This is a genomic window from Microcystis sp. T1-4 (assembly GCF_000297435.1).
GTDB lineage: Bacteria > Cyanobacteriota > Cyanobacteriia > Cyanobacteriales > Microcystaceae > Microcystis.
Window position 1 is genome coordinate 1 of sequence record NZ_CAIP01000220.1, and the last position, 13,544, is coordinate 13,544.

The following is a 13,544-nucleotide window of genomic DNA, read 5'->3' on the forward strand; positions in this document are numbered from 1 at the left end:
AAAGTTTTCAACACCTACCTACTTAAAAATTGGCAAGATGGGGGGTTAGGGAGCTTTTTGCTGTTGTCAGTAAACAGTAATCAGATTTGAGTTTTCAGTCAGTGGTATTAATTAACTGAGTAGTATTAAATGGCCATAACAGTGCTGTCTTTTCACCGATTACTGATTACTGATCACTGATTACTGATTACTGATTACTGATCACTGATTACTGATTACTGATCACTGATCACTGTTATAAGATGAGAAAGGGAAAATTTACGATCGAAGCTTTTCTATGACAGTTACACCCGTTCCGGCCTCCTTTAATCCTGTTTCTGGTCTAGTTAACCGTATTCTCGCCATAAAACCGCTTTTTGACATCGCTCGCTATCAGGCGCGCAATATGATGATTAAAAGAGCCGAAAAACTAGGCGTACCTTGGCGGGAAACCGTCAAACAATGGCAGCAACGGGATTGGAGTCGGGAACTGCAAGCGGTAGAAAATCCCGATATCGTCTATCCCGAATACTACGTTTGTTCTTTCCACGCTTACGAAAAGGGCAATTTAGACTGGTTGCCAGCTTTTGAGGTAGAATCTGCCGCCTATGCTGTCCATTCTACCATCTGGCCCGGGGCGGGGATTGACGGCGATCCGCGATTGCGGCGGGAATATCACCGGATATTGAAGGAGCAAATCAAGGCAGAAATTAACGATATTGTCGATTTAGGCTGTAGTGTCGGCATGAGCAGCTTTGCGCTGCAAGATACTTATCCTCAAGCGCGGGTAACTGGGTTAGATCTCTCTCCCTACTATTTAGCCGTTGCCCAATACCAAGCTCAACAAAAACAAAAGACGATTCAATGGCAACACGCGGCGGCGGAAAAAACTCAATTACCCAGTCAGTCCTACGATCTGGTATCTTCGTTTTTAATGTTCCACGAACTACCCCAACAGGCTACTAGAGAAATTTTCGCCGAAGCGCGTCGTTTATTGCGATCGGGAGGTTATTTGACGCTGATGGATATGAATCCGCGCTCGGAAATTTATCGAAAAATGCCCCCTTATGTCCTAACCTTACTCAAGAGTACCGAACCCTATCTCGATCAATATTTTACTCTCGATATCGAACAGGCATTAGTTGAAGCGGGGTTTCAAGCACCGATCATTACCCCCACCAGTCCCCGACACCGGGCGATTGTTGCGCGGGTTTCCGAATCATAATTTTGAGGTAATCAATGAAGATAATTTTTCGTCAAAGCTGGACAAGGATATTAACTATTGTCCCCCTATTCTTGTTAATTTTTGCCGGCAAAACCCTCGCCCATCATGCCATGGCAGGGCAAACTCCCGATAATTTTTTGAACGGATTTTTATCGGGTTTAGCTCACCCAGTTATCGGTTTAGATCATTTAGCTTTTGTGGTGGCTAGTGGTTTAATTGCTGTGGGGATGGAACAGGGTTTATTAATTCCGATCGCTTTTGCAATTGCTACTTTAATCGGGACGGGTATTCATTTACAGGGAATAAGTTTACTTTTTCCTGAGGGGATTGTTGCCCTTTCTGTGGTGATTTTTGGCGTGATTTTAACCCTAAAAAAAGGTTTACAAAATCCTTCTAATCTCTATACGATCGCTCTGTCCACTTTGGCAATGATCGCGGGAATTTTTCACGGTTATGCCTACGGAGAATCAATTATCGGGGCGCAAGTTGCCGCTTTAGTTGCCTATTTAATCGGTTTTACCGTCATCCAATTAGCGATCGCAGCTGGGGCTTTTTTCCTTGGCGGTGTCATCAAGGAAAAATTAGCCAAGCAAGCGACTCTAATTAGTAAGTTCATCGGATTGGCAATTATGGCGATCGGTACAACTTTTTTAGTGGGAATTAAGTAAATTAATCTCGATGGGGCTAATTATTAATGGCTCTCTTGAGGTTATGAGATCGAAGAAAGGGCGTACACTATACGCCCCTGCCAAACAAGTGCCAGAGAGCCGCTCAATTGAAAGAGGAGTTAGGAATTGAGTTCTCAAAATAAATCTAACAATAATCCTAATTCCTACCCCCACTATTTTTTTAGGTTTCCGAGGGGAAGTAACCAAACAGTTTTTTATAATCAGAGGCCAGATATCCTCGGTGAAAAAAACCTAATTCTTCGGCAATTTCATGAATTAATTTTGTCTGATTATTTTGGTGAAGAGATTGATGTAAAGCATTAAGACGAAGCAATTTAAAATAACTGTAAGGAGACATTTGATAGAAGTCTTTAAATATATATTCTAAGGTGCGTTGACTTACTTTTAATTCTTGACAAATCGCTGGAATAGTCAGATCAGAACGCAGATTTTTTCTCATCATTTCTTCGGCTTTTTTGAGGATAGAGGTGCGTCTGATAGTGTTTTTAGGGATTTTAATATCTTTGGTTACTGCTAAAGTCAAAAGAAAATCTTTGACAATTTCTTCTTTTAATTTTTGACCGACAAAATTCAATATTAATGCTTTTCTTTTCCCAGATATTTGTTGACGATCTAAATTAAATAGCATTTGATAAAGTTGATGACAAGATTGTTGGAGATGACGAATTTTTTCCGATGGGCAAATCACAATAGAAGAAGCGGCAGAATTTAAAAACTTTTTCGCTTCTGGTAGCTCTAAAGTTTGGCACAATTGTTGCAGATAATTATCATGAACGTAAAGCTGAAAACGATTGGAAAAGGGATGTTGAAAAATGGAAATTTCTGATTTAGGGGGGACAATCCCAAGATAGTTATTTTCTAATGAGTACAAATTTTGGAAGAAGACAGAATTTACCTGAATAGGAATCGCAAAAACCCACATTTTAGAATGGACTACTCCCACAACATTTATTAAACAATTACGTTGCGATAATTCTAACATCACTTCATCGATGATGATCCTTGAAAGATACCCTTCAAAATGATCACCACTGAGTTGTAAAGCATCTCCGTTGACAAATTCTCGATTCTGAAAATAGCGAGAAAAGTCACAAAAATATTCACTTTTAAAGGTTAATTCCTGAGAATCAATTAAAATATTGGTCTTATTGTCAAAAATAAACATCTGTATATAACTACTTGGTTATTGAGTAAAATAAAGCTTTTTTGCCCGTCAATTTAAAAACTTGCGTTTTTTGGATCATCTTAGCATAGAGGACTGAGTAGTATGAATTACAGCAAAGTTGATTTGTTAATTTTTTCCATCAGTGTCATCCAGGTTAAATCTCTCACTTTTTTTCGTTATCGATTACCAAGGGGATTTCAATGGCTGAACAATATATGCCACTTGAAGATTGCTCTGGGTGTGGGGTATTGGGTGGAGAAATTCCTCAATTACGTCCCCCGGCATTTTCTGATGACTCAAAATATACCACATTTAGCTATACCTATTATCCAGATTCTTCGGTACTTGTTATGCAATCAAAAATACCGGACTTGACCCATAAGGTTTTCAGGATCAGCAAAGAGTCCCTAGCATACTACCTACCGAAGAACCGTTATCTGGGGGGATCAGAAATTTCCGCCGCCGTCACTCCCAATATTAGCACTCGTTTCTATGCCATCCAAGCAACTATTGATTTCTCCAAAGCTAAAGGGGACTTACAAGCTGTTCTGATGGCGCACGGCGGCTGTTTTGGTGGACATAGTTTCTACATCTATCAGGGAAAACTATGTTATGTCTATAACTGGTTAGGGCAACAACAGAAGATCACTTGTGAACTTCCCCGTCTTAGTGGCGAGATGACACTCAAAGTTGAATTTACCAAAACAAAGCTCATCGCTCCTTCCGATGAAAAGTTGGATGACAGCACAATAGATAAGATGAAACTGTATATTAATAACATTGAACAAAATGTCGATATTATCAGAACTTTCTCAAATCATACTCCTAACTTTCTAACTCAATATAAACACGAGATTCCTTATGAGTTTCAAGGTGCGAAGCTGCGAAGAATTATCGTTACTATTACTAATGATATTACTGCGATAAATGATGATCAATTATGAGCGATTAAGTACCTAAGCAAAATCAACTACACATCTAAGCCGCCTGTCTAGAAAACGGGTTTCTTAAAGAAACCCGTTTTCTGGTGGATGGGCTGGAGACCTCTTTATAAACTTACTAGGCGGCTCCAGTGGTAAAGAATTTTATCAGGGTGTAATATTGCCAAATTTGGCAGCGATAGTGCGATAGCAGATTGTGTAGAGATTCTGTAGGATGAGCATTGCCCGCCCTACATTCAAGGTAAAATGGAGTCAAGAAAGTTAGTAGAGAGAGAATGCTATTTTGCCAGCTATGAGCCAAATTTTACCTAAAACTGTTAATTTCGAGGAATTTGTCCCTTGGCTGCCTGAAAATTCGGGAGTGCGTTATGAGCTACACAAGGGAAATATTATTGAAATGGCACAACCCGCAGGAGAACACGAGGAAATCAAAGGATTTTTAACTGTTAAACTCAGTGGAATAATTGATAGACTAGGGCTTCCTTATTTAATTCCTAACCAAGCGATTGTCAGACCTGCTGGTAAAAATTCTGGTTATTTTCCCGATGTATTAGTGCTAAATCGAACCAAGCTCGCTCAGGAAAAATTATGGAAAAAAGAATCAATTATTAGTGAGGGTGCATCTATCCCTCTGATTATTGAAGTGGTATCGACTAACTGGCGTGATGATTACTACTTAAAATTTGCTGATTATGAAGAAATGGGTATTCCTGAATATTGGATTGTCGATTATGCAGTCTTGGGTGGGCGTAATTTTCTCGGCACTCCTAAACAACCGACCATCTCTGTTTGTCGCTTAGTTGAGGAAGAATATCAAATTCGGCAATTTCGAGACAGCGATCGCCTAATTTCCCAGACTTTCACGGAATTAAATCTCACTGTCAATCAGATTTTCTTAAGTCTGTAGGGTGTGTATCGTCCACCTTACTCTTTTCGCTTTTTTCTTCAGTTTGAGGGGTTGATTTTGCCACTTAAAATCGGCAATTATTGCCTTTATTTGCTCAATATGATGGGGTTTTAAGCCATTAAGCTCAATTTATTTTATCGCTTTCGTGTTCCTGTTCTCAAGGTCGTTACTAAAACAAGATAGTAAACTAAGACGCATTTTAAATGACAGAAATTTGGGGATCCCTATTTATTTTTTTAGTCTGTCCCATCATCGGGGGACTGCCTCTGATCGATTGGATTAATTATCTAGTAACTGGACGTAAATTATCCCAATTAGGGACTGGTAATATCGGTGTAACTGCCGCTTTTTACCATGGGGGTAAATTAGTGGGAATTTTGGCGGTAATTTCGGAAGCAGCCAAGGGAATTATCGTTATTTTCCTAACCCGTTTATTTTTTCCCACCGGCTCCACTTGGGAATTATTAGCTTTAATTGCCTTAGTCGTGGGGCGCTATTGGTTAGGAAAAGGTGCAGGAACTACTAATGTTTTCTGGGGATTAATCGTTCACGATTTTGTCGCTGTTTTTCTCACCTCAATTATCAGTGGGATTAGCTTTACTATTTTTCGAGAAAAATCTACGGGTAGATTGGTAGGATTATTTTTATTAGCTTTAATTCTCACCTTGCGCCGTCCCCACGATTCAGGTTATATTATAACTGCCATTGCTTTGGCCTGTTTATTAGGGGCAATTTTTCAAAAAATAGCCGACGATTTAGACTTACCCGAAGCAAGTGTTAATAATGAATCAAAAACTATGTTTCGTTTTTTTCGTGGAGATCGATCGATCCAAACTCTTGATGACAATCTAGCGACTTCAAAAGTGGGACAAAAAGCCGCCACTCTAGCCTATCTTAAGCGTGCCGGTTATCCCATCCCTAGGGGTTGGATTTTACCACCGGGGGATGATCCACAACCGTTAATAGAATCTCTTCATCCTGATATTAATCATCCCTTAGTCGTGCGATCCTCCGCTATTGGAGAAGATAGTGAAACCGCTTCATCTGCGGGACAATATACTACAATTCTTAACGTTGTCGATCAAGAAAATTTAGCGGCGGCGATTTTAAGTTGCCAAACCTCCTATAATAGTCCTAATGCTGTTAATTATCGACTCGATCGAGGTCAAGAAAACACGGCCATGGCTGTGTTAATTCAAGAACAAATTCGAGGAGTTTTTTCGGGGGTTGCCTTCAGTCGCGATCCGATTAATCCTCTCAGTTTAGATGTGGTTATTGAAGCTTTACCCGGAGATGCCACCAGAGTTGTATCGGGAAGAATCACCCCCGAAAGTTATCGAGTTAATTTAGAAGAAAATATCATCATCGGAGCGGGAGATATTCCTCCTGCTATTATTCAACAGGTAGCTAATCTTTGTCGGCAATTAGAAACCCTTGATCATGGCATTCCCCAAGATATAGAATGGACTCATGACGGACAAAAATTATGGTTATTACAGTGCCGTCCTATCACTAATTCACAGCCAATTTGGACAAGAAAAATCGCTGCTGAAGTTATCCCCGGTGTGATTCGTCCTTTGCCTTGGTCAATTAATCGTCCTTTAACCTGTGGAGTTTGGGGAGATATTTTTCGGTTAGTTTTAGACAAAAAAGCCCTCGATTTGGACTTCAATGAAACGGCGACTTTACACTATCAAAGAGCCTATTTTAATGCTTCTTTATTAGGAACAATTTTCCGTCGCATGGGATTACCTCCAGAAAGCTTAGAATTTCTGACCAAAGGGGCAAAGTTTACCAAACCACCTTTAACGGCAACCCTGGCTAATTCCCCCGGTTTATTAAAACTTTTAGGACGGGAATTACAGTTAGAAAAAGACTTTAGCCAAGATCAAAAAACCTATTTTATTCCGACGCTCGAAAAAATTAACGCTACTTCCCTAGAAGCTTTATCTTCTGGAGAGATTTTAGAGCAAATTGAGGAGATTTTAACCGTCTTAAAAAAAGCTACCTATTATAGTATTCTTGCTCCTCTTAGCTTTGCTTTGCGTCGCAGTATTTCGCAAGTACCTTTTGAGAAATTGGATAACTCCCAAGCACCAGAAATAGCCTCAATGCGATCGCTATCTGAACTGAGAAAAAATACGCTCGATCGAGATTTTGACTCGGCTTTTTCCCTCTGGTTAGAAACCTACGGTTATTTAAGCGAAGTGGGGACTGATATTTCCATACCGAGATGGCGAGAAAATCCCCAATATCTGCTACAACTCCCCTTAGATAGTCCGGGCAATAATAGCCATAAAAAAGTTAAATCTTCCCACAATGTCCAAAAAAGATTAAATATCAAAAACCAAGTTACTGAAATTTACTCCCGTCTTTTAGCTCACCTACGCTGGCATTTTCTTGCCTTAGAAACCCTCTGGTTACAGCAGCAAATATTATCGGAGACGGGAGATATATTTTATCTAAATTACTCAGAAGTTACCCAGTTGGGTCAGAATAATAAAATCGCCAATCTTAACCAGATTATCCGTCAGCGTCGCCAACAATTCCAAGAAAACTCTCAATTAACCGATATTCCCTACATCGTTTATGGACAACCCCCGAAAAGAGAATTTTTAGTTTCAAATTTAACTGCCAAAAAACGCTTACAGGGAATTGCCGCTAGTGGGGGGACAGTGGAGGGACGAGTCAAAATTATGCCAACCCTACAAAATCTAGAAATTGCCCCTAATACTATTCTCGTTATTCCCTATACTGACTCAGGATGGTCCCCTTTATTATCCCGGGCTGTGGGCATTATTGCCGAGGTGGGGGGACAATTATCCCATGGTGCTATTATTGCCAGAGAATACGGAATTCCGGCGGTTATGGATGTGCATAATGCCATGAAATTGTTAAAAGATGGTCAATTAATTCGTCTCGATGGCACTCAAGGAATTATTGAAATTCTCTAGGCATTAGGGGACAAGCTTTTCCCTATCTAGGGTTTGCGGCAAAAAGTTTTTCCTGGGGACAGGGTGTAGGGTGTAGGGTGTAGGGTGTAGGGTGTGGGGAGTTTTCTCAGTTAACTGATAACTGATAACTGATAACTGATAACTGATAACTGACTTCTAACCCAATGTTGGTCAAAGATAAGCAAAAATTATCTATGAACTCCAAAAACTTGAGAATATTTAAATTAACATTCCGCAATATTTATAAATTCTTAAAAATTAATTGAGAAAGATTTTTATTTAACAACGATGTTACAATGGTTACAGCGATTTTACTGAATTTCATAATGGCTTCTTCTGTGCTTTTTTGGGCAGCAACGGTTGAAACCCTTGCCACACCTAGAAGGTAATCCTCATTAAGACAGGTAAATGAGTCAATTTCACCCACAACGATGATCTTTTTTTTGTGTAGTTTTATTGCAAAAAAAAAGTTTTTTTGACAAAAAGCACAAAGTATGCGTTATGAAGTGGGGTAATGGGGAAGTGGGGTAGTGGGGAAGTGGGGTAGTTCGGAAGTTATCTGCTATTTTCCAATAAAAACCTTCTTTCGGCCCGAACAATTGCCTCTCTAGTGGCTAAAACTGCTTCCCTATCCACCGAAAGAGAAGTCACACCCCAAGCAATCAGATCATCGATAAGTTCAGGATACTGGACGATAGCCATGCCGCAAACGGAACAGGGAATCTGTAAAACTTTTGCCTGAGTGATAATTTGTTTTAAAGCCGCTCTGACTGCGGGATGACGGGCGTTAAAATATTCTGAGAAATGTTCTCGATCGCTACCTAAAAGTAATTGAGTTAAATCATTAGTACCAATAGCGAGCAATTGTACGCCCGCTTGCACATAATCCGCTAATTGAAAGATTACCCCCGGTACTTCCACCATTATCCCCAATTGGAAAGAAGGGACTTGAGTGAGTAAAGCCGATTGTACCCGTTGCCGGCAGAAAATAAATTCCTCAACCCCGCGGACAAAGGGAAGCAGTAAATTAATATTGGTGGCGCTGGTGGTTTGTACCCGTCGTAAAGCTTGCAATTCCAGATCGAATAGAGTCGGATCTAATATATAACCATGGGTTCCCCGACTGTCTTTAGCCGAATCTTGAGCATCAAAAGAACGGTAAAATAAAGGCTTAGGCTGGATACTAAGGGCAAATTGTGCGATTAAATCACTTAATCTCTCGATCAATGCTTCTTGATGCTCTGGCGTTAACCATTCTTCTAGATTACGCTGAGAAAGTAAGTCTAAAATCATCCATTCTGAGCGCAATAAACCGATCCCATCAATAGGCAGTTCTCGGATTCCGGCAATACTTTCAGTTTGACTGAGATTAACCATCAAACGGGTAGCAATTGCCGTGCCGTCGGTTTCTCTGGGGGGTGGAGGGGGCAAGGAAATCTGTTCCTGAGATGCTAGAGAAATAATTCCCCTCGTACCATCTACTAAAATTATCTCGCCTGAGCGGATAATTTCTGTGGCATTTTTCACCCCGACAACGGCAGGAATGGCTAATTCCCGGGCTAAAATGGCTCCATGGCTAGTTAATCCCCCCTGTTCCGTGATCATTGCTCGAATTTGGCGTAAATGGGGCAGTTTTTTCGGAGGTAAATTAGTAGTAACCAGAATGCAATCCTGAAAATTTGCCTCTGGGGAGTCGAAATTGCTGATCACTTTTGCCACTCCCGATGCCAACCCCGGGGATGCCCCTAATCCTCTTAAGGGATAATGGGATGTAGTGGGGGTGATTTCCTGACTGTGACAGTTGAGAATATAAATTTGACCATCCAGCATCATCAGCCATTCTATGCTGGTTAACGTCGGTTTTTCCGCCAGTAGAGATTGAACCAGTTGACAAAGGCGATCGAGGGCGAAATTATCTAAACAGTAGCTTTCCTGTAAACTGGGTGCTAATAATTGTGGTACAAGCAGATTACTGTCACTATTGAGATAATAAGCGCGGGATTTATTGCCTAATTGCCGACTGCGTAATTGACCGGAGCGATCGATAATGTAGGTATCCGGTGCCACTTCTCCATTAACTAAACTGTGTCCTAACCCCCAAACCGCCTGAATTTCCCAGTTATCCTCATTAATCAGCACATTTCCCGCACAATTAGCTGGTAATAACGGTTGTACCAGTAAAGATAATTGAATTTTTTCTAAACCAATTCCCATTTTTCGCCAATAAAATAGACTTTTGGCGTTGAATAACTCCGCCCAAGCTTGTTTTAGGGCATTTTCTAGATTATCTGCTTTAATTCCACTGATGGGGGCAGAAAATAAACCGAGAGTTCGCCGAGCCAGATTAGCTGGTAGGGAAAAGCGCCATACTAGGGTAGCCATCGATAATTGTGCCACGGCTGCCTCTAGTTCTTCTAACCAGAAAGGAGGAATTGGCGCTTGTAAAATGGCCCGCCGACTCTCGCGCGCCACTAATTGCAGAGCTTTGGCGTTATCTACGTCTAAATAGAGGGAAGATTGGGGAAAATCAGTCAGAAACGAGTCACCATTGTCGATAGTTTCCAAAAATTCCGCAAAAATGCGGTTAAAAATGGCAAATCCCCCGATAATTGGGTATCCTCGCTGATGTAATTCACTGGCAATAAAAGCTTTTTCCCCCACCAGGGGGCGATCAGAAGCACTAATGCGATCGAGCCAGCAGAGAATGGTCACGGGATTTATTAAGAATGGTGAAAGGATTATAAAATCATTGTGTGATTTTTGTAACTTTTTAGTTCTATCTGCTAGTTTAACTCACCGTCACCATCTTGAGGATGATCTGGGGAGTGGGAATTATGAATGTATGAATTATGAATTATGAATTGGGGAGATGGGAGAATAATAAAAGCAATCTCCTGACTCCTATCTCCTGACTACTGACTCCTATCTCCTGACTACTGACGACCGGCTGCTGATAGCTGATAAGATAGGATTCGGACAATATTCGATCGCTGCGAGAAATTCATGGACACACCTGCGAAAGTTTTGTTAGTGGATGACGAACCGGGGGTTCGTGAATCTGTGCAAGCATATCTACAGTACGGGGATGACTTCGAGGTAAGAACTGCTAGTAATGCTAACGAAGCCTGGGATTTACTCAATCAAGAAATTCCGGAATTAGTTATCTCCGATATTATGATGCCGCAGGTGGATGGCTATCAGTTTCTGAAGAAATTGCGCGAAGATGCTCGTTTTCAGACAATTCCCGTGGTTTTTCTCACTGCTAGGGGGATGACAAGCGATCGCATTCAGGGTTATAATGCCGGTTGTGATGCTTATTTATCCAAGCCTTTCGATCCCGAAGAATTAGAAGCATTAATCAAGTCTTTAATCGAGCGCCGTCGTCAATCCTTGCAAGCCACCAGCGAAAACGCTAGATTAGAAGAAATTGCCCGAGATATCCGGGAATTAAAACAGCAGGTGGGACAACAGAACACTTTTACTACTACTCCCCCCCCGATTAAAATTGACCTTACCCCCCGGGAACAAAGTGTTTTAGATTTAGTGGCGGAGGGACTGATGAATAAAGAAATTGCTAGTCGTCTAGAAACCAGCGTCAGGAACGTAGAAAAATACGTCAGTCGCTTATTTAGCAAGACTGGTACTAATAGTCGCACGGAATTGGTGCGTTTTGCCCTAAAACACGGTTTAACCAGCTAATATAGGAACTAAGTATAAAGTAGCGGACGGGAGTAGTTTATTAACTGACGATGACAAGCAACTGAATTACCGATGGAAAACGTTTCATCAGTTCATCGTATGGCTTCTGGCGTTGAAACAAATTTTGTTTTAGAGCTAACCTTCAAGCAAGAGCAGAATTAGGAGGATATGTCAACCATGTTAAGCACTGATCTAGAGATAAGACTAGCAGCTTTAGAAGCTGAAGTAGCACTGCTTAAGCGTTTGCTACCTACTGTCAGCGAAACTCCCTGGTGGGAAAAAATTGTCGGCACTTTTGCTGACGATCCGGTTTACGAAGAGGCAATGCAGTTTGGTCAAGAGTACCGCCAGTCTCTAAAACCATTAGCCGAGGAAGCATCCGAACCCTGAAATGTATCTCCTTGACACCGATCATATTAGTATTCTTGATCGCGGGGGACAACCGGCACAACAATTGCTGAAAAAACTGGCTGCTATTACAAGCAGCGAAGTTGCCACCACAATTATCACCTACGAAGAACAAATGCGGGGATGGCTCAGTTACATAGCCAAGGCAAATTCGATTGAAGCTCAAGTTGTTGCCTATCGAAGGCTAGAAAAGCACCTCGCTAATTATCGCACGATTCCCATTGTCGGCTTTGATGAAAAGGCAGGTCAAGTTTTTCAAGAACTTCGGGTAACTTACCCTCGTTTGGGTTCGATGGATTTGAAGATTGCTGCTATCTCAATGGTTAATCCGGCTATCCTGCTGACGAGAAATCTCTCAGATTTTGGGCAAATTGCCGGTTTAAGAGCAGAAGATTGGACGATTACAGGCAACTGAATTACCTATGGAAAAACCAACTTTGGCAGCGAATCACCCCCAGAGATAATTTATGTTTGTTTTTATAAATGCACGTCATCAGCTATCGAAGACTACGAGAATTTACGAATAAACACGCTGATTCCCGAATAGCTTTAGAGAATTGGTATAAAATTGCCAGTAAAGCGATTTGGTATAATTTAGTTGAGGTTCAAACAGTATTTCCTAAAGCAGAAGCAGTTGGTAACTTTACTGTTTTTAACATTAAAGGGAATAGTTATCGTCTCATAACCAGTATCGATTATCAGAAGCGGCTAATTTATATCAAGTATGTTTTAACTCACGCTGAATACGATAAGGAGCAATGGAAAAATGACCCTTACTTTTAATCCAGAAAAATACAAAGAATTACTAGCTCGCCATTTACCTAAAGTTATTAAAACAGAGGCAGAAAATGAAAAAGCTTTGGCTATTGTGGAAGAATTAATGCACCGTCAGCAGCGAACTCCCGAAGAAGATGAACTTTATGAGCTTCTAATTTTTTTAATTGGGAATTTTGAAAAAAGCTTTTATCTACAGGAATCAACCACACCTCATTCTATGTTATTGTTTTTGATGGAACAGCAAGGCGTTAATAAGAAAGACATAGCCAGAATCCTTGGCTCTGACAAAATTGCCTCTAGTTTAATTGAAGGAAAAGGGTCAATTACCCAAGAACAGGCGAAATTATTAGGACATTTCTTTAATGTAGATTATAGTTTGTTGATGTAGATGCGATACCCTCTAGCTTGTCGGTTGGGTTGAGCGCTTTAATATTTAGGAGAAAACTGCTCGATTCAATAATTTGAGCGAAACCCAACATTTTTAAAGACATCGGTGCAGTTTCCCGCAAGTGTCGCTCATTTTTGATAGACAAAAGTTATTGCTGTCACCCCCAACACAAGTTTACTGTCCCACCCGCCAAATTTTGATAGTTTTGTCACCACTCCCACTAGCTAAATAGCGGCCATCGGGACTATATACTACTGAGTAAACCCCACTAGAAGGACCGGTAAGGGTACGCAATTCTTTTCCCAAGGATGTTTTCCGGTTAATAAATGCACAAAAGTTCGTCCTAAAGCATGAAAATCTGATTAGACCTCTTGCATAAATCCGAAAACAAACGATAGAAACAACAATGGGA

At 40.8% G+C, this 13,544-nt stretch carries 13 protein-coding genes and 1 pseudogene; 10 read left to right on the plus strand and 4 right to left on the minus strand.

Features of this window, described 5'->3' with window-relative positions; translation table 11 throughout:
* The first annotated feature begins 277 nt into the window (after positions 1-277).
* Together MICAI_RS13725 and MICAI_RS13730 are read left to right on the plus strand one after the other, a co-directional pair.
* A complete protein-coding gene (locus MICAI_RS13725; protein ID WP_008203012.1) occupies positions 278-1,204 on the plus strand; it encodes a class I SAM-dependent methyltransferase in 927 nt (308 codons plus the stop codon).
* A 14-nt stretch (positions 1,205-1,218) separates the two neighbouring features.
* Positions 1,219-1,872 (plus strand): HupE/UreJ family protein, encoded by a 654-nt coding sequence (locus MICAI_RS13730; RefSeq protein WP_008203015.1) that lies wholly within the window; start codon positions 1,219-1,221, stop codon positions 1,870-1,872.
* A gap of 181 nt (positions 1,873-2,053) precedes the next feature.
* On the opposite strand, the gene MICAI_RS13735 is transcribed toward MICAI_RS13730, so the two are convergent.
* Entirely contained in the window at positions 2,054-3,058 is a 1,005-nt protein-coding gene (locus MICAI_RS13735) for a helix-turn-helix domain-containing protein (protein WP_008203018.1), read from the minus strand.
* A gap of 200 nt (positions 3,059-3,258) precedes the next feature.
* Between MICAI_RS13735 and MICAI_RS27130 the strand changes: the two genes are divergently transcribed.
* From MICAI_RS27130 to MICAI_RS13750, 3 genes are all read left to right on the plus strand, one after another.
* Positions 3,259-4,002, plus strand: a complete 744-nt coding sequence (locus tag MICAI_RS27130) for a hypothetical protein (protein WP_008203021.1) — start codon at positions 3,259-3,261, stop codon at positions 4,000-4,002.
* A gap of 289 nt (positions 4,003-4,291) precedes the next feature.
* Entirely contained in the window at positions 4,292-4,906 is a 615-nt protein-coding gene (locus MICAI_RS13745; RefSeq protein WP_008203022.1) for a Uma2 family endonuclease, read from the plus strand.
* 203 nt (positions 4,907-5,109) lie between these two features.
* The gene (locus tag MICAI_RS13750) at positions 5,110-7,860 is read left to right on the plus strand and encodes a glycerol-3-phosphate acyltransferase (RefSeq protein ID WP_008203025.1); all 2,751 of its coding nucleotides are present in this window, start codon (positions 5,110-5,112) and stop codon (positions 7,858-7,860) included.
* Between the two features lie 241 nt (positions 7,861-8,101).
* On the opposite strand, the gene MICAI_RS23990 is transcribed toward MICAI_RS13750, so the two are convergent.
* The gene (locus MICAI_RS23990) at positions 8,102-8,287 is read right to left on the minus strand and encodes a hypothetical protein (protein WP_071989060.1); all 186 of its coding nucleotides are present in this window, start codon (positions 8,285-8,287) and stop codon (positions 8,102-8,104) included.
* A 128-nt stretch (positions 8,288-8,415) separates the two neighbouring features.
* Positions 8,416-10,572 (minus strand): putative PEP-binding protein, encoded by a 2,157-nt coding sequence (locus MICAI_RS13755; protein ID WP_008203027.1) that lies wholly within the window; start codon positions 10,570-10,572, stop codon positions 8,416-8,418.
* A 291-nt stretch (positions 10,573-10,863) separates the two neighbouring features.
* Between MICAI_RS13755 and MICAI_RS13760 the strand changes: the two genes are divergently transcribed.
* From MICAI_RS13760 to MICAI_RS25045, 5 genes are all read left to right on the plus strand, one after another.
* Positions 10,864-11,559, plus strand: a complete 696-nt coding sequence (locus tag MICAI_RS13760) for a response regulator transcription factor (RefSeq protein ID WP_002795661.1) — start codon at positions 10,864-10,866, stop codon at positions 11,557-11,559.
* A 177-nt stretch (positions 11,560-11,736) separates the two neighbouring features.
* Complete coding sequence (locus MICAI_RS13765; RefSeq protein WP_002797374.1) at positions 11,737-11,949, plus strand: hypothetical protein; 213 nt, start codon at positions 11,737-11,739, stop codon at positions 11,947-11,949.
* Between the two features lies 1 nt (position 11,950).
* On the plus strand, positions 11,951-12,382 hold the full coding sequence (locus MICAI_RS13770) for a type II toxin-antitoxin system VapC family toxin (protein ID WP_008203031.1): 432 nt from the start codon (positions 11,951-11,953) through the stop codon (positions 12,380-12,382).
* Between the two features lie 68 nt (positions 12,383-12,450).
* On the plus strand, positions 12,451-12,750 hold the full coding sequence (locus MICAI_RS25040) for a type II toxin-antitoxin system HigB family toxin (RefSeq protein WP_002777884.1): 300 nt from the start codon (positions 12,451-12,453) through the stop codon (positions 12,748-12,750).
* Positions 12,734-13,132 carry a helix-turn-helix domain-containing protein gene (locus MICAI_RS25045; protein ID WP_002797362.1) on the plus strand — a complete coding sequence of 133 codons (399 nt, stop codon included), beginning with the start codon at positions 12,734-12,736 and terminating at the stop codon, positions 13,130-13,132. The genes MICAI_RS25040 and MICAI_RS25045 overlap by 17 nt, the downstream gene beginning before the upstream one ends.
* A 174-nt stretch (positions 13,133-13,306) precedes the next feature.
* Here MICAI_RS25045 and MICAI_RS24000 read toward each other — a convergent pair.
* Positions 13,307-13,447 (minus strand): annotated as a pseudogene (locus MICAI_RS24000) (WD40 repeat domain-containing protein); the annotation flags it as partial.
* Positions 13,448-13,544: the final 97 nt, after the last annotated feature.